General features: G+C 68.0%; 21 protein-coding genes. 16 read left to right on the forward strand and 5 right to left on the reverse strand.

The window, feature by feature from the left end:
• Positions 1–35: 35 nt before the first annotated feature.
• Entirely contained in the window at positions 36–1,463 is a 1,428-nt protein-coding gene (gene dnaA, locus ToN1_RS12370) for a chromosomal replication initiator protein DnaA (RefSeq protein ID WP_169205394.1), read from the reverse strand.
• Between the two features lie 300 nt (positions 1,464–1,763).
• On the opposite strand from dnaA, the gene rpmH reads away from it, so the two are divergent.
• The 16 genes from rpmH to ToN1_RS12450 all read left to right on the forward strand — a co-directional run bounded on the left by rpmH (position 1,764) and on the right by ToN1_RS12450 (position 20,151).
• Positions 1,764–1,898 (forward strand): 50S ribosomal protein L34, encoded by a 135-nt coding sequence (gene rpmH / locus ToN1_RS12375; RefSeq protein ID WP_002926183.1) that lies wholly within the window; start codon positions 1,764–1,766, stop codon positions 1,896–1,898.
• Positions 1,837–2,259, forward strand: coding sequence for a ribonuclease P protein component (rnpA, locus tag ToN1_RS12380; RefSeq protein ID WP_244860751.1), 423 nt, complete (start codon positions 1,837–1,839; stop codon positions 2,257–2,259). Before rpmH ends, rnpA begins: the two co-directional genes overlap by 62 nt.
• The gene (yidD, locus tag ToN1_RS12385) at positions 2,259–2,468 is read left to right on the forward strand and encodes a membrane protein insertion efficiency factor YidD (RefSeq protein WP_210148136.1); all 210 of its coding nucleotides are present in this window, start codon (positions 2,259–2,261) and stop codon (positions 2,466–2,468) included. The genes rnpA and yidD overlap by 1 nt, the downstream gene beginning before the upstream one ends.
• Before the next feature lie 24 nt (positions 2,469–2,492).
• The gene (gene yidC, locus ToN1_RS12390) at positions 2,493–4,151 is read left to right on the forward strand and encodes a membrane protein insertase YidC (RefSeq protein ID WP_169205391.1); all 1,659 of its coding nucleotides are present in this window, start codon (positions 2,493–2,495) and stop codon (positions 4,149–4,151) included.
• Positions 4,123–5,478, forward strand: a complete 1,356-nt coding sequence (gene mnmE, locus ToN1_RS12395; protein WP_169205390.1) for a tRNA uridine-5-carboxymethylaminomethyl(34) synthesis GTPase MnmE — start codon at positions 4,123–4,125, stop codon at positions 5,476–5,478. Before yidC ends, mnmE begins: the two co-directional genes overlap by 29 nt.
• 75 nt (positions 5,479–5,553) lie before the next feature.
• Positions 5,554–6,330 (forward strand): sulfite exporter TauE/SafE family protein, encoded by a 777-nt coding sequence (locus ToN1_RS12400; protein ID WP_169205444.1) that lies wholly within the window; start codon positions 5,554–5,556, stop codon positions 6,328–6,330.
• A 43-nt stretch (positions 6,331–6,373) separates the two neighbouring features.
• A complete protein-coding gene (speE, locus tag ToN1_RS12405) occupies positions 6,374–7,270 on the forward strand; it encodes a polyamine aminopropyltransferase (protein WP_169205389.1) in 897 nt (298 codons plus the stop codon).
• Positions 7,271–7,296: 26 nt separating this feature from the next.
• Complete coding sequence (gene rsmB / locus ToN1_RS12410; RefSeq protein WP_244860752.1) at positions 7,297–8,628, forward strand: 16S rRNA (cytosine(967)-C(5))-methyltransferase RsmB; 1,332 nt, start codon at positions 7,297–7,299, stop codon at positions 8,626–8,628.
• Positions 8,629–8,632: 4 nt separating this feature from the next.
• Entirely contained in the window at positions 8,633–9,184 is a 552-nt protein-coding gene (locus tag ToN1_RS12415) for a DUF4390 domain-containing protein (RefSeq protein ID WP_210147799.1), read from the forward strand.
• Positions 9,181–11,295 carry a sensor histidine kinase gene (locus ToN1_RS12420; protein ID WP_169205387.1) on the forward strand — a complete coding sequence of 705 codons (2,115 nt, stop codon included), beginning with the start codon at positions 9,181–9,183 and terminating at the stop codon, positions 11,293–11,295. The genes ToN1_RS12415 and ToN1_RS12420 overlap by 4 nt, the downstream gene beginning before the upstream one ends.
• 9 nt (positions 11,296–11,304) lie before the next feature.
• Positions 11,305–12,549, forward strand: coding sequence for a sigma-54-dependent transcriptional regulator (locus ToN1_RS12425; RefSeq protein ID WP_169205386.1), 1,245 nt, complete (start codon positions 11,305–11,307; stop codon positions 12,547–12,549).
• A gap of 89 nt (positions 12,550–12,638) precedes the next feature.
• Positions 12,639–14,045, forward strand: coding sequence for a Trk system potassium transporter TrkA (gene trkA / locus ToN1_RS12430; RefSeq protein WP_169205385.1), 1,407 nt, complete (start codon positions 12,639–12,641; stop codon positions 14,043–14,045).
• Positions 14,042–15,508, forward strand: a complete 1,467-nt coding sequence (locus ToN1_RS12435) for a TrkH family potassium uptake protein (RefSeq protein WP_169205384.1) — start codon at positions 14,042–14,044, stop codon at positions 15,506–15,508. Before trkA ends, ToN1_RS12435 begins: the two co-directional genes overlap by 4 nt.
• Positions 15,509–15,659: 151 nt before the next feature.
• Complete coding sequence (locus ToN1_RS24900; protein ID WP_280516635.1) at positions 15,660–16,709, forward strand: methyl-accepting chemotaxis protein; 1,050 nt, start codon at positions 15,660–15,662, stop codon at positions 16,707–16,709.
• Positions 16,709–18,988 (forward strand): putative bifunctional diguanylate cyclase/phosphodiesterase, encoded by a 2,280-nt coding sequence (locus ToN1_RS12445; protein WP_244860753.1) that lies wholly within the window; start codon positions 16,709–16,711, stop codon positions 18,986–18,988. The genes ToN1_RS24900 and ToN1_RS12445 overlap by 1 nt, the downstream gene beginning before the upstream one ends.
• A gap of 110 nt (positions 18,989–19,098) precedes the next feature.
• Entirely contained in the window at positions 19,099–20,151 is a 1,053-nt protein-coding gene (locus tag ToN1_RS12450; RefSeq protein WP_169205382.1) for a porin, read from the forward strand.
• 88 nt (positions 20,152–20,239) lie between these two features.
• Here ToN1_RS12450 and mdcH read toward each other — a convergent pair whose 3' ends face one another.
• Genes mdcH through madL form a run of 4 tightly spaced genes read right to left on the reverse strand, consistent with a single transcriptional unit; the run spans position 20,240 to position 22,991 of the window.
• Positions 20,240–21,184 carry a malonate decarboxylase subunit epsilon gene (gene mdcH / locus ToN1_RS12455; protein ID WP_169205381.1) on the reverse strand — a complete coding sequence of 315 codons (945 nt, stop codon included), beginning with the start codon at positions 21,182–21,184 and terminating at the stop codon, positions 20,240–20,242.
• Positions 21,181–21,813, reverse strand: a complete 633-nt coding sequence (locus ToN1_RS12460; protein WP_169205380.1) for a malonate decarboxylase holo-ACP synthase — start codon at positions 21,811–21,813, stop codon at positions 21,181–21,183. Before ToN1_RS12460 ends, mdcH begins: the two co-directional genes overlap by 4 nt.
• 14 nt (positions 21,814–21,827) lie before the next feature.
• A complete protein-coding gene (gene madM, locus ToN1_RS12465; RefSeq protein ID WP_169205379.1) occupies positions 21,828–22,592 on the reverse strand; it encodes a malonate transporter subunit MadM in 765 nt (254 codons plus the stop codon).
• Between the two features lie 6 nt (positions 22,593–22,598).
• Positions 22,599–22,991, reverse strand: a complete 393-nt coding sequence (madL, locus tag ToN1_RS12470; RefSeq protein WP_169205378.1) for a malonate transporter subunit MadL — start codon at positions 22,989–22,991, stop codon at positions 22,599–22,601.
• Between the last annotated feature and the right edge of the window lie 108 nt (positions 22,992–23,099).

Here is a 23,099-nt window from a genome sequence, read left to right on the forward strand (position 1 = left end):
TTGTCCGGGCAAGGAAGCGGTGCGGCGCGGCACACTCATCCGCGCAGCACCTGCGTCAGCACGTGCACGTCGTGGTTGAGCTGCTGGTCCGCGAGGCGCAGGTCCGCGATCGTGCGGCAGGCGTGCAGCACGGTGGTGTGGTCGCGTCCGCCGAAGGCCTCGCCGATCGCCGGCAGCGACATCGGCGTGAGGTCCTTGGCGAGCCACATCGCGACCTGGCGAGGGCGGGCGATCACGCGCGTGCGCTTCTTGGAGTGCATGTCGGCGACCTTGATCTTGTAGTAGTCGGCGACCGTCTTCTGGATATGCTCGATGGTGAGCTGGCGGTTGTGCGCGTTGAGCAGATCCTTGAGCGCGTCCTTCGCCACCTCGAGCGAGATGCCGCGGCCGTGGAAGCGCGCGAAGGCGACGACCTTGTTGAGCGCGCCTTCGAGCTCGCGCACGTTGGAGCGCAGGTTCTTGGCGATCAGGAAGGCGACGTCGTCGGTGAGCTCGACGCGCAGCGCCTCGGCCTTCTTCTGCAGGATCGCGACGCGCATCTCGAGCTCGGGCGGCTCGATCTGCACCGTGAGGCCCCAGTCGAAGCGGGAGATCAGGCGATCTTCCAGGCCCTGGATGTCCTTGGGATAGGTGTCGCAGGTGATGACGATCTGCTTCCTCGCCTCGGTGAGCGCGTTGAAGGCGTGGAAGAACTCTTCCTGCGTGCGGTTCTTGTTGTTGAAGAACTGGATGTCGTCGATCAGCAGCAGGTCGAGCGAGCGGTAGTAGCGCTTGAACGCGTCGAAGCTCTTCTGCTGGTAGGCGCGCACGACGTCGGCGTAGTAATCCTCGACGTGCACGTAGCGGATCACCGCGCGCGGGTTGCGCTTGTACACGGCGTTGCCGATGGCGTGCACGAGGTGGGTCTTGCCGAGGCCGACGCCGCCATAGACGAACAGCGGGTTGTAGGACGTGCCGGGGTTCTGCGCGACCTGCATCGCGGCGGCGCGGGCGAGGTCGTTGGCGCGGCCGGTGACCAGGGTGTCGAAGGTGAAATCGGGGTTGAGACGCGTCTTCTCGTAGGCGAGATCGGCCGAACTCGCGGTGGGTTCGGGCTCGGCGCGCACGATGATCGCGGGCGCGGCGACCGGCGCTGGGGCGACGTTCGCGGCCGTCTTCTCGGCGGCGACCGGCATCACCGGTGCCACCGTGCGGGGGGCGGCGCGCGTGTTGCCGGCTTCGGACATCACGAGCTCGAGCGGCATCGGGCCGCCGTGGAACTCCTCGCCGAGCTCGGCGATGCGCTTGAGATAGCGTTCGCGCACCCACTGCATGACGAAGCGGTTGGGCGCGAACAGGCGCAGTGACGGTTCGTCGCTCGTGCCGGCCTCCGCACTTAGCGTCTTGATCCAGGTGTTGAACTGCTGCGGCGGCAGTTCACTTTCAAGGCGCGACAGGCAGAAGGACCAGAAATCTTGACTCACGGACTCGAAGGCTAGGGCTTGTGACACGATTTCCAATAACGCCTCGTTCCGGCCGGCCGCTGCGATGGAAGGCAGCGACAAGGAGCAACGATGGCGCGAGTGTGTTTCGGGGGCATCCCGGCTGCCGGTGGCGCGCGACGGGCCGTGATCGGCAGTGCGCGAAGGGCGGGCGGGAAAGGAAACGCTCGATTCTACCCCCGCACGTCAGAGTTATCCACAGCCTGGGGTAAAAATTGTGCTTGACAAACAGGGTATTATCCAATTAAATCCGCGGTTTGACCCTTTCACTGGCCAACCGAAATGAAACGCACCTATCAGCCTTCCGTCGTCCGTCGCAAGCGCACCCATGGTTTCCTGGTCCGCATGAAGACCCGTGGCGGTCGCGCCGTCATCCGCGCTCGTCGCGCCAAGGGCCGTCATCGCCTCGCCGTCTGAGGTGAGCAGCCCGTCGGGCGTTGATCAGAGATTCCTCAGCGCCTACAGATTACGCAAAACGGATGAGTATTCATCCGTTTTTGCTTTTCGGCGGGCGATCAAGGGACGCTTCTTCGTCGTTCATTATCGTCCCAACGAACTCGGCACGGCGCGCCTCGGCGTCGTGGTGGCGAAGAAGCTGGCGAAACGCGCCAACGTGCGCAACCTGGTGAAACGCATCGTGCGCGAACAGTTTCGCAAGATCCGTGCGGTACTCCCCCACCACGACCTGATCGTGCGCCTGCACGCGCCGGTCAGGGATGCGACGCGCGCGATGATCAACGAAGACATCGCGCAGCTCTTCGCGCGCCTGCGGCCATGATGAAGTCCCTGCTCCTCGGCCTGCTGCGCGTGTACAAATACGCGATCAGCCCGATGCTGGGGCGCAACTGCCGTTTTCACCCGAGTTGTTCCGAATACGCGGCCGAGGCCGTCCAGCGCCACGGCGCCCGCAAGGGCGGGTGGCTGGCACTCAAGCGGGTGGGCCGTTGCCACCCATTCCATCCGGGCGGGTATGATCCCGTTCCCTGACTCTTCCCAGAACATAAGAATCCGATGGACCAGCGTCGACTGATACTCTTCCTCATCTTCTCCTTCGCCGTGATCATGCTGTGGGACGGCTGGCAGAAGCACAATCGTCCCGCTCCCGCGCCGACTGCGGCGGTAGCCGAGCAGCAGGCGCCGGGTTCGTCCGTTCCCGGTGCGGTGCCGACGCCCAGCGCGAGCATGGCCGGTGTGTCGGCGGTGCCGGAAGCGCGTGGGGCGGTATCCAGCGCTCCGCGCGTGACGGTACGCACCGACGTGATGACCGCCGAGGTGTCCGCCGAAGGCGGCAGCATCGTTCGCCTTGAGCTCGCGCAGCACAAGTCCAAGGCCGACGTGTCGCGCAACTTCGTGCTGTTCGACGACGGCGCCGAGCACCTGTACGCCGCGCAGTCCGGCCTGATCGGTGAGGGCTTGCCGAACCACAAGACGGCGTTCGCACTGCCGGCCGGCGAGCAGGTGCTCAAGGACGGCCAGGACAGCCTGACGCTGCGCCTCGAGGCGCCCGAGCAGAACGGCGTGAAGGTCGCGAAGCTGATGACGTTCCATCGCGGCAGCTACCTCGTCGACGTGGCCTACGAGATCGTGAACGGTGGCGGTGCGCCGCTCAATGCGCACGCGTATTTCCAGATGACGCGCGACGGCAAGCCGGCGGAAGCGGTCGAAGGCTTCGGCGTGAACGTGTTCACCGGCCCCGCGTTCTACAGCGAGGCGGAGAAGTTCCAGAAGGTGAAGTTCGAGGAGATCGACAACGGCAAGGCGAAGTTCGTGAAGAAGGCGAACGACGGCTGGGTGGCGCTGGTGCAGCACTACTTCGTCAGCGCATGGCTGCCGCAGGAAGGGGTCGAGCGCGAGTTCTTCGCGCGCAAGGTCGGCGACGGCCTCTACTCGTCGGGCCTGATCCTGCCGGTCGCGGCCGTTGCGCCGGGCGACAAGGGCATGGTGGCGACGCGCCTGTATGCCGGTCCGCAGGAGCAGGACAAGCTCGAAGGCATCGCCAAGGGGCTCGATCTGGTGGTCGATTACGGCTGGCTGACGGTGATTGCGGCGCCGCTGTTCTGGGTCCTGTCGTGGTTCCACAAGCTGCTCGGCAACTGGGGCTGGGCGATCATCCTCGTCACCGTGCTGATCAAGGCGGCCTTCTTCCCGCTGTCGGCGGCGAGCTACAAGTCGATGGCCAAGATGCGCGTGCTGGGTCCGCGCATGCAGCGCCTGAAGGAGCTGTACGGCAACGACAAGGTCAAGCTGCAGCAGGAAATGATGGAAATGTACAAGCGGGAGAAGATCAACCCGCTGGGCGGCTGCCTGCCGATCCTCGTGCAGATCCCGGTGTTCATCTCGCTCTACTGGGTGCTGCTGGGCAGCGTCGAGATGCGCCACGCCCCGTGGCTGGGCTGGATCCAGGATCTTTCGTCCAAGGACCCGTACTTCATCCTGCCCATCATCATGGGTGCGACGATGCTGATCCAGACCAAGCTCAACCCGACGCCGCCGGACCCGATCCAGGCCAAGGTGATGCTCGCGATGCCGATCGTGTTCACCGTCATGTTCCTGTGGTTCCCGTCCGGCCTGGTGCTGTACTGGGTCGTGAACAACACGCTGTCGATTGCCCAGCAGTGGCAGATTACGAGGATGATCGAAGGTGGAAAGTCCGGCGCGAAGCCTGCCTGATACCATCGCCGCCGTCGCGACCGCGCCCGGTCGCGGCGGGATCGGCGTGATCCGCGTGTCGGGCGCAGCGCTCGTGCCGATGGCGCGGGCGCTCACCGGCAAGACCCCCGAACCCCGCGCTGCGGGGTTCGCGCGTTTTCTGGATGGCGAAGGGCGCGCGATCGACGAGGGGCTCCTGCTGTACTTCCCCGCGCCGAACTCCTTTACCGGTGAGGACGTGCTGGAATTGCAGGGCCATGGCGGGCCGGTGGTGATGCAGATGCTGCTCGCGCGCTGCGTCGAGCTCGGCGCGCGTCTCGCGGAGCCGGGTGAGTTCTCGCGCCGCGCCTTCCTCAACGGCAAGATGGACCTGACGCAGGCGGAGGCCGTTGCGGATCTGATCGAGGCGTCGACGGTCGCGGCGGCGCGCTCGGCCCTGCGTTCGCTGTCGGGGGCGTTCTCGGACGAGATGCACCGCATCACCGACGCGCTGATCGACCTGCGCATGCTGGTCGAGGCGACGCTGGATTTCCCCGAGGAGGAGGTCGAGTTCCTCGAGAAGGCGCGCGCGCTGGAGCGCCTCGAGGGCATCCGCAGCCAGCTGGTCGACGTGCTGGATCGTGCGCGCCAGGGGGCGCTGCTGCGCACCGGCATGAACGTCGTGCTGGTGGGGCGGCCCAACGTCGGCAAGTCCAGCCTGCTCAACTGCCTCGCCGGCGAGGAGCGGGCGATCGTGACCGAGATCGCCGGCACGACGCGCGACGCGCTGCGCGAGACGATCGCGATCGAGGGCATCCCCATCCATGTGATCGACACCGCGGGGCTGCGCGACACCGAGGACCCGGTGGAGAAGATCGGGGTGGAGCGGACCTGGCGCGAGATCGGGCGTGCGGACGTGATCCTGCGCCTGGTCGATGCGCGCAGCGGCGGGGATGGGCCGGACGACGCGATCGACGCGGCGCTGCCTGCCGGGGTGGAGCGCATCACCGTGCACAACAAGATCGACCTGTGCGGGATGGCGGCCGAGCGCAGGGAGTCCGAGGGCAGGGTGTCGGTGTACCTGTCGGCGCAGCGCGGCGAGGGTGTCGATTTGCTGCGGACCGAGCTGCTGCGCGTTGCGGGCTGGCACGCGCACGGCGAGGATGTGGTGCTGGCGCGCGAACGCCACCTGGCGGCGCTGCGCGCCGCGCTCGGCCATGTCGAGGCGGCGCAGCTTCAGAGTGCGGCACTCGAGCTCTTCGCCGAGGAGCTGCGCCAGGCGCAGGAGCGCATCGGCGAGATCACCGGTGAGTTCACGGCGGATGATCTGCTTGGGGTGATCTTTTCGCGCTTCTGCATTGGAAAGTAGGCGAAATGCATGATCGCGATGCGAAACGCATGAGGGGGTGGCCGCCCTTGTTCCACGTGAAACGGGTTCGGGATGCTGGACTCTGAATGGCTGTTCGCCGGCCTCAGTCTGGCGGCCTTCTTCGCCGGTGTCGTCGATGCGGTGGTGGGTGGCGGCGGGCTGATCCAGATTCCGGCACTGTTCTCCGCCTTTCCGCACGGGAGCCCTGCCACGCTGTTCGGGACGAACAAGCTGTCAAGTGTCGTCGGCACCACCAGTGCGGCGATCCAGTACGGCAGGCGTGTGGCGATCCCGTGGCGGGTTGCGTTGCCCGGGGCCGTCGCGGCTTTCATCGGCTCGTGGTTCGGCGCGCGGACCGTCGCCTACCTGTCGCCCGAACTATTGCGCCCGCTGGTGCTCGGCTTGCTGATCCTTGTCGCGATCTACACTTTCCGCCGCAAGGATTTCGGTACCGGCAGCGACCTGCTGGGCGACGGGCGCGGGCCGGTGCTCACGGCAGTGGGTATCGGGGCGGTTATCGGTTTCTACGACGGCTTCTTCGGGCCCGGAACCGGGAGCTTTCTGATCTTTCTGTTTGTCCGACTGCTCGGGATGGATTTCCTGCGCGCGTCGGTGAGCGCGAAGATCCTCAATGTCTCGACCAACGTCGCGGCGATCCTGTTCTTCGCGAGCTCGGTCGAGCTGTTGTGGGCGATCGCGGCGGTGATGGCGGCGTGCAACCTCGCGGGAGCCTTGGTCGGATCGCGCCTCGCGATCCGGCACGGTGCGGGTTTCGTGCGCAAGATGTTTCTCGCAGTGCTGTGTGTACTGATCGGGAAAATGGCGTATGACTTGGTGATGCGTCTGCACTGAGCACCTTGCTGTTCCACGTGAAACACTTGTCAGGCGAGAGACGATGAAAGACGACGAGACCCCGGCAGTACCGCGCCTTGTGTCGGATGCGTTGGTCGAGGAGCTGGACGCGCATTACGGCTTCTTCTGCCGCGGCGCGCGCTTGTTGGAGCAGGGCAAGTCGCCCTATCAGCGATACGAGGTGTGGGATACCCCGACCTTCGGCACGCTGTTCCGCCTCGACGGCAGCCTGATGAGTGCCGAGCGCGACGAGTTCGTCTACCACGAGAACCTTGTTCATGTCTCCGCGCTGAGCCATCCGGCACCGTGCCGTGCGCTCGTGGTCGGCGGCGGCGATGGCGGATCGGCGCGCGAGCTGCTGCGCCATCCCGGTATCGAGCGAGTGGTCGTGGTCGAGCTCGACGAGACCGTGGTCGCCCTGTCGCGCCGCTATCTCGGTGCGATCCACCAGGGGGCTTTCGACGACCCGCGCACGGAGCTGCATATCGGCAACGGTCTCGACTACGTGCGGGCCGCGGTCGCAGCCGGGGAGACCTTCGACCTGATCGTGCTCGATCTTACCGAGCCGGAGAGGGGGCCGGCGGCGGCCCTCTACCGCGAGCCCTTCTTCGCCGACTGCCGCGCGCTGCTGCACGGGCAGGGCGCGCTGACGCTGCACCTCGGCGCCCCTTGGCTGCAGGCGGGGCAGGTGCGCGCCCTCGTGCAGCGCTTGCGCGGCAGCTTCGCAATTGTGCGGCCGTACTTCATGTTCATCCCGTTGTACGGAGGGTTGTGGGGGCTTGCGTGCGCGTCCGACCGCGTCGATCCGCTAGCATGTCCGCCTGCGGCGATCGACGCGGAGCTCGCGCGCAGGGGGATTGCCGGTCTGCGGTATTACAATGGCGAGATCCATGCCGGGCAATTCGCCCTGCCGAATTTTGTGCGCGAACTGCTCGCCTGAGTGTTTGCGTGAGTGAGCCCCGAGTCTTGAAGAATCAAAGATCGAACCGTGCCCAGCGCCCTGAACGACCGGCATCCGCGCTGCCGGCCGACAGCCTTGCATTCAGCTTCAGTCGCGCGGCAGAGTTGGTGGAAGCGGTGTTGGGCGGTGCCAACCTGACCGAGGTGTTTGAGGCGATGCTCGCGCGGCATGCGGACTGGTCCGACGCGACGCGCGGCGCCGTGCGCGACCTGGCGTGGGGTACGCTGCGCGACTATGGGCGCGGCGATGCGGTCTTGCGCTGCCTATTGCACAAGCCCTTGCCCGAGGCGATTCATGCCCTGCTGCTGGTCGCGCTGCACCGCCTCGAAACCCGTCCGGAGCAGGCGCACACCGTCGTCAATCAGGCGGTGGAGGCCGCAGCGGCGATGATGGCACCCTTGAAGGGGGTGGTTAACGCGGTGCTGCGCAATCGCCAGCGCAACGCCGCCGAGCTAGATGCGGAGCTCGGCGCCGACCAGGCGGCGTATTACCGTCATCCGCCGTGGTGGGTGGAGCGCCTGCGCGCGTCGTTTCCGCAGGACTGGGAGGCGGCGCTCGCGGCCGGCAACGAACGTCCGCCGATGGGCCTGCGCATCAATCGCCTGCGCGGCGGCGTCGATGCCTACGCGCGCGAGCTGGAAGAGCTCGGCTTCGCCTGCCGCCGTCTGGCGAACGACGCGCTAGTGCTCGCCAAGCCGGTCGCCGTCGCGGCGCTACCGGGTTTTGCCGAAGGCCGTGTATCGGTGCAGGACGGCGGGGCGCAGTGGGCGGCGCGCTGGCTCGACCTCGTTCCGGGCCAGCGGGTGCTGGATGCCTGCGCCGCGCCGGGCGGGAAGTCCGCGCACATCCTCGAGACCGCGGCGGTCGAGCTGCTGTCGCTGGAACTGGATCCGGTGCGCAGCCGCCGCATCGCCGACAATTTCGCCCGCCTCGGCCTCACGGGCGAGGTGCGCACCGTGGATTGCCGCGCCGTCGCCAAATGGTGGGACGGTCGTCCCTTCGACCGCATTCTCGCCGACGTCCCATGCTCGGCCTCAGGGGTCGCGCGCCGTCATCCGGACATCAAGTGGCTGCGTCGCGCCGACGACATCGGACGTTTCGCCGCGCAGCAGGCGGAGATCCTCGACGCGCTGTGGCCGACGCTGATGCCCGGCGGCAAGCTGCTTTACGTGACCTGTTCGGTGTTCGACGAGGAGAACACGCGCCAGGTCGCGCGTTTCTGCGCCCGCCACCCGGATGCCCTGCGCATCGATATCGACGGCCGGCCGGAGTCTCAGCTCCTCCCCGACGCGGATCACGATGGCTTCTACTATGCCTTGCTCGCCAAGCGCGCTTGAAGGGATGAGGCGCGCGCTCGCCGCCGCCGCCCTGTGTCTGCTGGTGCCGCTCGCGGCCCTGGCCGAGGGGCGCATCGATCTCGCCGAGATCGTGGTAGGTGACGAGGGCTACGTCGTCAATGCCGATATCGACCTCGAGCTGAATCCGCGCCTCGTGGATGCGGTCAATCGCGGGGTGTCGCTGTATTTCAGTGCGCAGTTCGTGGTCGAGCGCGACCGTTGGTACTGGCTCGACGAGGTCGTCGCCGAGCGCACGCTGAATTTTCGCCTTACCTACAACGCCATCGCCCGCAGCTATCGTCTGTCGGTCGGCAACTTCCATCAGAGTTTCGAGACGCTCGAGTCTGCTGTGCGCACCATGCAGCGCATCCGCAACTGGCTGATCCTGCCTGCGGGCGAACTGAAGCCCGGAACGATCTATCGCGCGGCGCTGCGCTTCCAGCTCGACACCAGCCTGCTGCCCAAGCCCTTCCAGGTGACAGCGATCGGCAGCCGTGACTGGAACATCGGCACCGAATGGCAGCATTGGACTTTCCAGGCAGGCGGTACTCCATGAAGCGTGCGCTCCTCGTCGTCGTCGCGGCGATCGCCGGCATCTCGCTCTTCCTGCTCGCGTCGGCGACCTCGAACACGGATCTCTTCGCGGCGGGCTATCCCTACCTGCTGGCGATCAACGGTGCGATCGTCGTCGCCTTGCTCGGCCTCGTCGCCTTCCAGCTGCGTCGCCTGTGGCGCGAGTACCGCACACGCCAGTTCGGTTCGCGCCTGAAGTACCGCCTGATGCTGATGTTCGCGCTGATGGCGCTGGTGCCCGGCGTGGTGGTCTATGCCGTGTCGCTGCAGTTCGTGGTGCGCAGCATCGAGTCGTGGTTCGACGTGCGCGTGGATGCGGCGCTGGAGGGCGGCATCGCGCTGGGGCAGAACGCGCTCGACTACCTGACCAGCCAGGTCAGCGACAAGGCGCGCGAAATGGCGCTGGATCTCGAAGGCATCGACCCCGTGCCACCGACCCTACTCAACCGCCTGCGCGAGCAGGCCGGGGTAGGTAGCGCGACCTTGATCGGACCCTCCGGGCAGGTGGTGGCGACCGTGTCGGACGGACTCGGCGGACTGATTCCCGAACTGCCCAGCGCCGCCCAGCTGCGCGAGGCGCGCCAAACCCAACGCTACCACGTCGTGGACAGCCGCGCGGGCGAGGGCCTGACGATCCGCGTCGTGGTGCCGATCCCGTCGCGCACGCTGAACATGGACACGCATTACCTGCAGCTCATGCAGGCCGTGCCGGAAAGCTTCGTGCGCAACGCCGAGGCGGTGCAGGAGGCCTATCGCGAGTACCAGCAGCTCACGCTCGGGCGCACCGGCCTGAACCGCATCTACACGCTGACGCTGACGCTGACCCTGCTGGTCGCGCTGCTCGCCGCGGTCGCGGTGGCCTTTGTGTTGTCGCGCCGGCTGGCGGCCCCGCTGCTGATTCTTGCCGAGGGCACGCAGGCGGTCGCGCAGGGTGACTTCAGCCCGCGCCAGGCGCTGCCGGCACGCGATGAGCTGGGGGTGCTGACGCAGTCGTTCAACCGCATGACGCGTCAGCTCGTGGAGGCGCGCGACCTCGCCGAGCGCAACCGGGCCGCGGTCGAATCGTCGCGTGCCTATCTCGAGAGCGTGCTGGCGAACCTGTCCACCGGGGTGCTGGCCTTCGCCGTCGACGGCAGGCTGCGCGCGGCCAACGCCGGCGCGATGGCGATCCTGCAGGACGAGCTGGAGGGCTACGAGGAGCTCACGCTGGCGCAGTGGCCGAAGCATCACGGCTTCCGCGACGCGCTCGTGCGGGGCTTCGCCGACAACGCGGGCGACTGGCACGAGGAGCTGGAGCTGGTGTCCCAGGAGGGCGGGACGCAGACCCTGCTGATCCACGGTGCGCGCCTGCCGCAGGCTTCGGGCGGCGGCCTGGTGGTGGTGTTCGACGACATCTCGCGCCTGATCGCGGCGCAGCGCACCGCGGCGTGGGCGGAGGTGGCGCGCCGGCTCGCGCACGAGATCAAGAATCCACTCACGCCGATTCAGCTCTCGGCGGAGCGGCTCGCGTACAAGCTCGCCGACCGGCTCGACGATGACGGCCGCGAAGTGCTCGAACGGGGCACCCGCACGATCGTGAACCAGGTCGAGGCGATGAAAAACATGGTGAACGATTTCCGGGATTATGCGAAGCTCCCCAGTCCGGTGCTCGGCAGCCTCGACCTCAACGCGCTCGTCGGCGAGGTCCTGAACCTGTACGAAAGCTCGCCGGTGATGATCCGCGCCGAACTGGGGCGCAACCTGCCGCCGGTGGCGGGCGACGCCAGCCAGATGCGGCAGGTGATCCACAACCTGCTGCAGAATGCCGAGGATGCGCTGGCCGACCAGGACAACGGCGTCGTCACGCTGACGACGCGCCTCGAAGGCGATCGCGTGGTGCTCCACCTGCGCGACAACGGGCCGGGCTTTCCGGCGGCCGTGCTGACGCGCGCTTTCGAGCCCTATTTCACGACCAAGAGCCGCGGGACGGGCCTGGGTCTGGCGATGGTCAAGAAGATCATCGACGAACATGGTGGCGAGGTTCGCCTGCTGAACGGCGAAGCGGGCGGTGCCGAGGTGCGCATCCGCCTGCGCCTCGCCTCCGCGGAAATGTGATAGTGACAGATGGCAAACATACTTATTGTTGACGACGAAGTCGGGATCCGCGAACTGCTGTCGGAGATCCTGCGCGATGAAGGCCACGACGTGGTCCTGGCGGAGAACGCTGCCGCCGCACGCGCGGTGCGCAATGCGCGGCGCCCCGATCTCGTGCTGCTGGACATCTGGATGCCGGATACCGATGGCATAACGCTGCTGAAGGAGTGGTCGGCCAACGGCCAGCTCAACATGCCGGTGGTGATGATGTCGGGACATGGCACGATAGACACCGCCGTCGAGGCGACGCGCATCGGCGCGATCGACTACCTGGAGAAGCCGATCGGCCTGCAGAAGCTGCTGTCGGCGGTGAAGCGCGGGCTGCAGCGCCCGGCCGCGCCCGGCGCGCCGGCGCCGCTGACGCTCGCCGCCTTCACCCGCTCGGCACCGCTGCGCGAACTGCAGCGCCTGGTGCAGCAGGTGGTGGTCAATTCGCGCGTACTGCTGCTGCGCGTGGGGCCGGGCAGCATCGCGGAGCTTGCCGCGCGCAGCGTGCAGCCGAAGGCGGCGCCGTGGCTGGACCTGGCCACAGTGTCGGCCGCGCTGGACGTGAACCAGTTGCAGGCCGGCCAGGGCGGGGTACTGTTCGTCGGCGAGCTGGCGCGCCTGTCGCGCACGCAGCAGAAGAACCTCGCTTTTGCGCTCGAGCGGCTGGAACGTTACGACCTGCGCCTGGTGGTGGCGACCGACCACACATTGGAGTCGCTGGTGCGCGAGGGCTGGGAGGAGGCGCTGGCGGTGCGTCTGTTCGAGGTGAGCCTCGCGCCGCCCTCGCTCGCGGACGTGCGCGACGACCTGCCGGAGATCGCGGCGCAGTTGCTGCTGCACCTCGTGGAGGCCGGCGAGGTGCCGCGTCGCCACTTCTCGACCGCGGCGCTCAATGCGCTGCGCGCCCAGCCCTGGCCGGGCGGCTATGCGGAACTGCGCGCGGCGGTGAAGTCGCTGGCGCTCGGGACGCTGGACGAGGAAATCGCGCTCACGGATGTGCGCAGGCTGCTGATCCCGGCCAGCGAGGGGGCGGTTGCGGTATCGCTTGACCAGCCGCTGCGCGAGGCGCGCGAGGCCTTCGAGCGCCTGTACTTCGAGCACCACCTGCGCCTCGAGGGCAACAACATGACGCGCCTGGCGGAGAAGAGCGGGCTCGAGCGCACCCACCTGTACCGCAAGCTCAAGCAGCTCGGGCTGCACGGCAGTCGGCGCAGCGAGGAAGCCTGAGGGACTGAGGCGGCCGTGCAACAGTCGCACTGCGCGGGTCGGCAGCTCGCGTAGAATCGGGCTTCCTTAATGTTCGGGGCGACTCACCGGTGAAGATCATCATCCTGGGCGCGGGCCAGGTCGGCGCGTCGGTGGCGGAGAACCTCGTCTCCGAGGCCAACGACATCACGCTGATCGACACCAGTGCCGAGCAGCTCGAGGTGCTGCGCAACCGCCTCGAATTGCGCACGGTGATCGGCAATGCCGCCTCGCCGTCGGTGCTGCGCGAGGCCGGCGCGGACGACGCCGACCTGCTGATCGCGGTGACGCAGTCCGACCAGACCAACCTGTGCGCGTGTCGTGTCGCGAAGACCTTGTTCAACCTGCCCACGCGCGTCGCGCGACTGCGCTCGAGCGACTTCGTCGACCACCCCGAACTGCTCGACGACGACAACTTCGCGGTCGATTTTTCGATCTGCCCGGAGCAGGTCGTGACCGACTACATCAAGCGCCTGGTGGCCTTCCCCGAGGCGCTGCAGGTGATGGAATTCGCCGGCGGGGTGCTGAGCCTGATCTGCGTGCGCGCGTTCGAGGGCGGGCCGCTGGTGGGACACCCGCTGAAGGCGCTGCGCTACCACATGCCCAACGTCGAGGTGCGCATCGCGGCGATCTACCGCGGCGACGGCGAGGCGATCATCCCCGAAGGCGACACGATGATCCTGCCCGGCGACGAGGTCTTCTGCCTCGCCTCGACGGTGCACATCCGCCAGGTGATGCGCGAGATCCGGCGCGAGGACCGGCCGATCCGCCGCATCATCATCGCCGGCGGGGGCAACATCGGGCTGCGACTGGCGCGCGCCATCGAGGACGATCACAACGTCAAGGTGATCGAGGTCGATCGCCGCCGCGCCGATGTCCTCGCGAGCCAGCTGCATCGGGCGCTGGTGTTGCGCGGCGACTCGACGGACGAGAAGCTGCTCGAGAACGAGGGCATCGACGAGGCGGACATGTTCCTCGCGCTGACCAACGACGACGAGGACAACATCATGTCCGCGTCGCTCGCCAAGCGCATGGGGGCGCACCGCACGCTGGCGTTGATCAACCGGAAGAGCTACGTCGATCTGGTGCAGGGGGGGCCGATCGACATCGCCATCTCGCCCGCCCAGACCTCGATCGGCTCGCTGCTGCAGCACGTGCGCCAGGGCGACGTGGTGGCGGTGCACAGCCTGCGCCGCGGCGCGGCGGAGGCGCTGGAGATCATCGCGCATGGCACGCGCAAGGATTCCAAGGTGGTCGGCCGCACGATCGCGGAGATCGCGCTGCCCAAGGGCGCGACCATCGGCGCGATCGTGCGCGATGAGTTGCGGCCCGACGGCAAGGTCGCGCGCCGCCTAGTGGTGATGCCGCACCATGACACGGTGGTCGACAGCGGCGACCACGTGATCGTGTTCTGCACGCACAAGAAGCTCGTGCGCCAGGTCGAGAAGCTGTTCCAGGTGGGCTTCGGCTTCCTATGAGGTGGCGCGCGGATTCCCACCCGGTGCTCAACGCACTGGGGCTGATCGTGATGCTGTTCGCCGTGCTGATGCTCTTTCCGCTCGTGGTGTCGTGGTTCATCGGCGACGGCGCGACGATCGCGTTCGACCACGCGGTGCTCATCACGCTGGCCGCCGGGCTGCTGATGTGGCTGCCGACGCGCGGCAGGAAGCGCGACCTGCATACGCGCGACGGTTTCCTGCTGGTGGCGCTGACCTGGGTCGTGATGCCGGTATTCGGTGCGCTGCCGCTGCTCGACTTCATCCCCGACCTGTCGGTGACCGACGCCTACTTCGAGGCCGTGTCCGGCCTCACCGCAACGGGCGGGACGGTGCTGGTGGGGCTGGAGCACCTGCCGATATCGATCAATCTGTGGCGCACCTTCATGCACTGGATCGGCGGCATGGGCGTCATCGTGCTGGTGGTGGCGATCCTGCCGCTGCTGGGCATCGGCGGGCGGCAGCTGATGAAGGTCGAGGTGCCGACGCCGATGAAGGAGCAGAGCCTGACGCCGCGCATCGCCGAGACCGCCAAGGGGCTGTGGCTGACCTATTGCCTGCTCACGGTGGCCTGCGCGGTGAGCCTGTGGCTGGCCGGGCTGGAAGGTTGGGAGGCGATCATCCACACCTTCAGCGTCGTCGGCCTGGGCGGGTTTTCGAGCAAGGATACGTCGCTCGGGTATTTCGACAGCGTGCCGGTGGACATGATCGTGATCCTGTTCGCGCTGCTCTCCGGTCTCAACTTCGCGACGCATTACCTCGCCTTCGCACGCCGCAGCGTCAGGCCCTACCTCGTCGACCCCGAGCTGCCCTTCTATTTCGCGACGCTGGCGCTGAGCATCGTCGTGCTCACCGCGTACCTCATGCAGTTCGACGCGCACGAGGATCTGCTCAGCACGTTGCGCTATGTAGCCTTCCATGTCGTCTCGATCTCGACCTCGCTCGGGCTGGCGACCTACGACTACACGCTGTGGCCGATGTTCGCGCAGATCTGGGTGCTGTTCCTCGGCAGTTTCATCGCGTGCTCCGGTTCGGCCGGTGGCGGCATCAAGATGATGCGCGCGATGATCCTGTACAAGCAGGTGTTCCGCGAGATCGTGCGTTCGCTGCACCCGCAGGCGGTGCATCCGGTGCGCATCCGCAGCCAGCCGGTGTCGGACGACATCCTCCACGCGGTGCTGGGCTTCAGCTTCATGTACATGGTGACCATCGTGTCACTGACGCTGCTGCTCACCGCGACCGGGCTGGACATCATCAGCGCATTCTCGGGCGTGGTGGCGTGCCTCAACAACACCGGCCCGGCCCTCGGTGCGCTCGGACCGTCGTCGAACTATCAGGGACTGACGGACTTTCAGACCTGGGTGCTGGCCTTCACGATGATCCTCGGCCGCCTGGAGATCTTCACGCTGCTGGTGGTGATGACGCCGGTGTTCTGGCGGCGCTGAACGGGGCACGGTCCGACTTGAGCGCAGTCAAGGGGCTGCGCTCAATTCCGACTAAAATACTCAACATTAAATTCTGGCGCCACAGGGGGTGACTGTGTTCGGTGCGAAAACAAGGCAGGCGTTGGCGGCTGCGCTGACGGAAAACGAGCGATTGCGCGAGCGCATTGCGGCGCTCGAGAATGAGCGTAACCAGCTGGCGGCGCAGCTCGACAACGGTGAGGCCGAACGACTGGGGCTGCGTGATCGCCAAGCGCTGCTGGACGGCGTGGTCGCCAACATCCCGCGTTTCGGCGAATCCCTGGCGGGAATTCGCCAGTCGTTTTCCGGCCTGTCGGAGCAGTTGAACGAGGATGCCGCAACCGCGCGTATGGCCTCCGCCGAGTCGGACGCCAACCGTGCGGCGTTCGAGAAGATCGCGGACAGCCTGCATTCGATGGGCGAGCGCATCACTGCCGCCGGGGAAAGCGTGACGGGCCTGTCGCGGCGTGCCAGCGAGATCGGCGGCATCGTCACGGTGATCCGCGAGATTGCCGACCAGACCAATCTGCTTGCGCTGAACGCGGCAATCGAGGCGGCGCGTGCGGGTGAAGCGGGGCGCGGCTTCGCGGTCGTTGCGGACGAAGTGCGCAAGCTGGCCGAGCGCACGGCGACCGCGACGACGGAGATCGGCACGCTGGTCGCGGCGATCCAGCGGGAGACGGCCGAGGCGCGTGCGCTGATGGAGACGGGGGCGGGCAACGCGGTGAGTCACGGCGCCGAGAGCGAAGCCGCGATGCAGAGCATGCAGCGGCTGATGGGGCTGTCCCAGCACATGCAGGCGACGATTGCGTCGTCGTCGCGCCTGGCCAACGCCGAGCTTGCCAACATCGAGGAGCTGACCCTGAAGCTCGAGGTGTACAAGGTGCTGCTGGGCCGTTCCGACCTGCAGCCGGCCCAGTTGCCGGACGAAACGCAGTGCCGCCTCGGGCGCTGGTACTACGAGGGCGAGGGGCGGGCGGAATTCTCGCGTCTGGCGGGCTTCCGCGAGATGGAGATGCCGCACCGGGCCGTGCACGACCATGCGCGCCAGGCGGTCGAGCGTTACCGTGCGGGAGACCTGCCGGGCGCGCTGCAGGCGCTCACGCGCATGGAAGAGGCGAACCTGACGGTGATGGCGGGCATGGAGCGCCTCCTCCAGTCCGGTGCCGCGCGGAGCGCGTGATGCCGGGACATCGGGATCCCTTCGCAGCCTCCGCCGCGGAACTGGGCGGGATTGCCGCCGAAATGGGCATCGATGCGGCGGAAATTGCAGCGCGGCGGGCCTTCCTGGAGTTGGAGGAGGCCGACGCGCAACGCCTGCGCGCGATGCGCGACAAACTGGCGGCCGCGCACCACGGCTTCGCCGACGGCTTCTACGAGTACCTGCGCCGCCTGCCGGAGCTGGCCGCGCTGCTGCCCGACGATGCGACGGTGGCGCGACTGAAGGCTGCGCACGGGCGCTATTTCGACAGCCTCGTCGCCGGCGACTACGGCGAAGCCTACGTCGCCGGCCGCCTGCGGGTGGGGATGACCCATGCGCGCATCGGCCTGACGCCGAAGTGGTACGTCGGCGCCTTTCGCAAGTACCTGTCGGACATGCTGCGTGCGACCTGGGATGCGACCGGCGGCGAGTTCGAATCCTTCCAGCCGGCGTTCGACGCGCTGCTGAAGGTCGTGATGCTGGACCTCGGGCTGACGCTGGACACGTACATCCACGCCGACACGCGTGCCATCGCCCTGCGCGACCGCGCGATCGAGTCCAGCGTCAATGGCATCTTCATCGCCGATGCGACGCCGCCGGAATGCCGTCTGAGCTATGTCAATGCGGCCTTCTCGAACATCCTCGGCAGCCCGCGCGAAGCGGTGCTGGGGCAGCCGTGCCTGTGCACCGGCGACGACGACGGTTTCGCGGTGATCCGCGACGCGATCGCGGCCGGGCGGGACGGCTACACCACGCTGTCGCGCACGCGGCCGGACGGCTCGCCGCAGTGGATCGAGCTCTTCCTCGCGCCGGTGCGCGGCGACGGGGGCGTCATCTCGCATTACGTCGGCATCCTGAACGATGTCACGGAGCGCAAGGAGGCGGAGGCGCAGCTGGCCTTCCTCGCCCACCACGACCGGCTCACCGGCCTGCCCAATCGTGCCTACTTCGACCAGCGCCTCGGACAGGTTCTCGCCGGGGCCAACCGCGGCCAGGGTTTCGCGCTGTGCTTTGTCGACCTCGACCGCTTCAAGGTGATCAACGACAGCCTCGGGCACGGAGCGGGGGACGCGGTGCTGGTCGAGGTTGCGCGCCGCATTGCCGGCGTGTGTCGCGGGGGCGACACGCTCGTGCGCCTGGCGGGCGACGAGTTCGTGATCCTGATCGAGGGGGCGGGTGAATCGGGCGATGCCGCGGCAGTCGCCGAGCGCGTGCTGCAGGCGCTGTCGCGCCCGGTCAGCGCCGCCGGGCGCGACGTGGATGTCGCCGCCAGCCTGGGCATCGCCCTGTGCCCCGACGACGGGCGGGATGCCGAGACGCTGTTGCGCAACGCCGACGCGGCGATGTACGCCGCCAAGGCGGCCGGGCGCAACACCTTCCGCTTCTACGACGAAGCGATGAACCGGCGCGCGCGCCTGCGCCTGAGCTTCGAGGCCGACCTGCGGCGTGCGGCCGCGCGCGGCCAGCTCGAACTCTTCTACCAGCCGCAGCTGCGCGGGGACGATGGGGCCTTGGTGGGAGCGGAAGCGCTGTTGCGCTGGCGCCATCCGGAGCGCGGCCTGGTGTCGCCGCTGGAGTTCATCCCGGTGGCCGAGGAGGCGGGCATCATCGCCGAACTGGGGGAATGGGCACTGCGCGAAGCGGCGCGCCAAATCGCCGACTGGCGGCGCAGGGGCGTCGCGGTGCCGCGCGTGGCGGTGAACCTGTCGGCGCGCCAGTTTCATGCCCCGGATCTCGTCGAACGAGTCACCCGCATCCTTGCCGAGGCCGAAGTGCCGAGCGCGTGGATCGAACTGGAAATCACGGAGTCGACGGCGATGCAGGATCCGGCCGGGGCGGTGCGCATGCTGCAGCGCCTGCGCGAGCATGGCCTGGAGGTGGCGATGGATGATTTCGGCACCGGGCATTCCTCGCTCGGGATGCTGCGCACGCTGCCGATCGACGTTCTCAAGCTCGACCGCAGCTTCGTGCAGCACCTGCCGGCTTCCGGCACCGATGCCGCGGTTGCGACCGCGGTGGTGACGCTTGCGCGCCAGCTGGGCCTCGCGGTGGTCGCCGAGGGCGTCGAGACGCCGGCTCAGCGAGCCTTTCTCGCCGACCTCGGCTGCGACCGCCTGCAGGGCTTCCTGTTTGCGCGGCCGCTGCCGGCCGCCGAGGTGGAGGCCTGGCTGTTGCGCCACCGGGGGGACGCCGGGTCCGGCAGTCGGGCAGGACGCGCGCCGATCCTCGCCGGGATCTCGTCCTGCACCACGCCGTCCTGAGGCGCGCACGGCGACAGAAAGCAGACTGAAAGCGAATTTGCGTTGAATGCCTCCACCCGGCCGCCAGGGGGTGGCCGAGGATCGGAAGATTCCCGAACCGGAGGAGCACAATGCACAAGAACATCATCGCCGCGGCGATCGCGGCGGCCGTCGCCATGCCGTTCGCCGCGCTGGCGCAATCCGCGCCTGCCAACGTCACGATCTACGGGCTGTTGGACCTCAACCTCGCGCGCGAATCGGCCGGCGACAAGAAGCACGTCGGCGTGGATCACGGCGAGCTGAACGGCTCGCGCCTGGGATTCCGGGGCAGCGAATCCCTGGGCGGTGACCTGAAGGCCATCTTCACGCTGGAGAGCGGTTTCGATCCCTCGACCGGTACCGCGGAGCAGGGCGGGAGGCTGTTCGGGCGCCAGTCCTTCGTCGGCCTGGAGAGCGCGACCTGGGGCCGGCTGACCCTGGGCCGCCAGTACTCGCCGGCCTTCGTCGCGATCGACCCCTTCGACGCCACGGGCTCGGCCGACCGCAGCCCCGGCCTGCTCAGCCGCAAGGCGGGCGGCATCAAGCCGGCCTACGAGACGCGCTTCGACAACATGGTGAAGTACCGCTCGCCGAGCTTCGCCGGTCTGGAATTCGACCTCGGCTACTGGCTGGGGGAGAAAACCGGCAGTGGCGACGCGATGAAGGAAGGCAACGGCCATGGCATCACGGCGCTGTACAAGAACGGTCCGCTGTCAGCCTCGCTCGTCACGCAGAGCGTATATCGCGATGCGACCGGCGGGCGCGTGCGCACCAGCGGCGGCGGTCTGGCCTACGACTTCGGCGTCGTCAAACCCTACCTCGCCTATACGCAGGACAAGGAGAGCGGCTCGGTCGGCAGCGGCAAGGCGCGCACCTTCGACATCGGCGCGGAGATCCGCGTCACCGGCACCGACACCATCGCGCTCTCCTACGCGAAACGCGACGAGCGCAACGATGCGGCCGCCGAGGATGCGCACGGCTGGTCGGCGTACTACATGCACGACCTCTCCAAGCGCACGACCCTGTATGCGGCGTACTCGCAGCTCAGCAACAAGGACGACGCCAACTACGCGCTCGGCAACCTCACGCCGGATGCCGGCGACGATCCGCGCGTCGTGATGGCAGGCATCCGCCACAAGTTCTGAGCGCGCACACCCTCTCCTCTTCACGCGTGCCCCGCGCGTGCTTTCCCCCGGTGCGGCAACCCGCGGCGCCGGGGGTTTTTCGTCCTGATCAGCCGCCGCAGGATCCGGCGCGATGCTCGCGGTCGACCAGGGCGACGATCGTGTCGACCGGCGTGTCCTGACTGCACACGCAGACGCCCTCGGCGAACACTTCCTGCGTCAGGCCCGACAGCACGTTGCCGCTCGGCATCTCGACGCTCAGTCGCGCGCCGCGTTCCCACGCGAGCCGGGCGGTGTCGTACCAGTTCACCGGGCAGGCCATATTGCTCGCGAGGTCTTCGGCCAGTGGTGCGGGGTGGATGATCGTCCGCGCCGAACTGGCGCTGAGGTAGTCGATCCGCGTCGGGCGCAGACGCACCGCTGCGAGCGCCTCGCGCATCGTGTCGGCGGCGGGGCGGAGCAGTTCGCAGTGTGAGGGCACACTGACGGCGAGCCGCTCGGTTCGCGTGGCGCCGTGCTCGAGCGCAAGCCGGGCGACGTCCTCCATCGCCGCCTCGGCGCCGGCGACGACCATCTGGCGCTCCGCGTTGCGGTTGGCGACGTACACGGGGCTGGCCGGCGCATGGACGCGCGCGACGAGCTGCGCGCACCGGCGGACGTCCAGCCCGACGATGGCCGTCATCCCGTAGCCGCGAGGGAAGCTGTCTTCCATGAGGCGAGCGCGCAGGGCGACGAGTCGCAGCGCGTCGCAATAGTCCAGCGCACCGGCGACGACGGCGGCCGGGAAGGCGCCGATGGACATGCCGGCCACCAGGTCCGGGCGCGCGCCGCGGGCGATCAGGCTGCGGGCCGTTGCGACGCCGGCGATCAGCAGGCTCAACTGGACCGCGACGGTCGAGGCCAGTGCCTCGGCGCTGTCGAGGCCGAGCGGGTCGAGGTGCAACACCTCGGCCGCCTCGGCGAGGGCCGCGGCGACTTGCTCGTCCGCAGGCAGGGCATGCAGCATCCCCGGACGCTGTGATCCCTGCCCGGGAAAGAGGAAGGCAGTGCTCATGCGGCCTCCCCCCGTTCATTGCGGTATGCCCACGGATCGGCCACCAGCACCGGCCCGCGGTCGGTCTTCAGCAGAACTCGTCCACGTCCGGCGAGCCACTCGTTGAGCGCGAAAGCGCCCGCGCCGGTTTCGATCTGGATGTCGAGCCGGCAGGCGACGCCGCCCTGCAGGGCTTGCAGGCGTCGGCGCTGCAGCGCCGATGGCGCGACGGCGGCGCGCAGCACGAGATCGAGATCACTGTTCGCATGCAGGATCGCTGCGCCGGTCGCCAGCGCGAACGCCGTGCTGCCGGCCGGCCCCCAGGCGAGGCCGATCTCGTCCAGCGGCGGCACGAGCCGGTGCAGCGTGTCGAGCACGGGATGGGCCGGCCGTTCGCCGCCTGCGCGCACGCCCTGCGCCAGTGTTTCCGGGGAGAGCGCGCGCAGGACGGCGTCGCGGGCGACCCAGCTCGCATGCCGTTCGGCACGCGAGCTGCCGCGCAGGCCCACGGCGACGAGGCCCGGCTGTGCGGCCTCGGCGCGCCGCACGACGACCGGCCACGCGGCACGCACCCACCCCGGCAGCGGTCCCCGCAATGCGCCAGGGTCGCGCAGCCACAGCAGGTCGTGGGGGCGGAACGCGGTGTTCATCGCGCGTGCCGCCGTCAGCCGACCAGCGCCTGGGTGGCGAGGAACAGCACCGACGGTCCCATCAGGCAGCCCAGCCCGGTGTAGAAGGTCGAGGTCATCGCACCGTAGGGCACCAGCTTCGGATCGATCGCGGCGAGCGCGCCGCAGACACCGCTGGTCGTGCCCATCATGCCGCCGAACACCATGGCGGTGCGGGGATTGTCGAGATGGATGCTGCGGGCGAAGAACGGGGTCCCGACCATCACGAGAATCGACTTCACCAGACCGGCGGCGATGCTCAGCGCCATCACGTCGGAACTCGCGCCGATCGCGGCGCCGGTGACCGGGCCGACGATGTAGGTCACGGCCCCGGCGCCGATCGTCGCCATGCTGACTGCATCGTCATAGCCGAAGGCCGCCGCCACCGCCGCACCCACCACGAAGGACAGCACGACGCCGGCGAAGAGGGACACGATGCCACTGAGCCCCGCCTTCCGGATCTCGGAGAGATGGACGCCGAAGGCGGTGGCCGTGATCGCGAAATCCCGGATCATGGCGCCGCCCATGAAGCCCACGCCGGCAAGCATGGGCACGTCGGCGACGCCCTTCTGGCCGCCGGTGAGCACGCCGCTGACATAGGCGAGGCCGAGGCCGAGCATGATCGCGATGGCCGACCCGTGCAGGCGGCCGCGGGTGAACTTCGCCGACAGCCAGTACGACACCATCATGGTCAGCGCGACGACGGCAAAGCCGGTGAGCAGGCCGTTCTTGACGAGGACATCGACAATGAGCTTTTCCATGGCGGCTTACTCCGTTACGACCTGGGTCCGAAAGGAAGACGCGTCTTCCTTGCCGATGCGCTCGACGAGCGGAATCAGCGCGAAGCACACGACGACGGCGAGCACGCCGGCGAGCACGGCCGCCGGTCCGCCCTTCAGCGCGGCGACGACGTTCTGCTGGGCGGCCATCGCGACGACGACCGGAATGTAGATGGCGCTCCAGAACTGAACGCCCTCCTTGGTCGGCTGCGGCAGCAGGTTGTGCTTGCGCAGGTACTCCGACGAAAAGATCAGCAACAGCATCGCGAAGCCGACGCCGCCGACGTTCGCCTTCACGCCGATGGCTGCGCCGAGGAAGTCGCCGACGATCAGGCCGGCGAGCACGCAGGCGGCCAGCAGTCCCGTTCCGTAGATGGTCATGGTGGATCTCCTTGTGGTGCGTGCGCTGCTGCGTGCAGCGCTTGTGTGGTTTGTGTGCGGCTCGGGCAGGCGTCCGGGTTGTCTCCTCCGTTCGGCCGTCCCGCAGCA

Source organism: Aromatoleum petrolei (assembly GCF_017894385.1).
In the GTDB taxonomy this organism is placed as follows: domain Bacteria; phylum Pseudomonadota; class Gammaproteobacteria; order Burkholderiales; family Rhodocyclaceae; genus Aromatoleum; species Aromatoleum petrolei.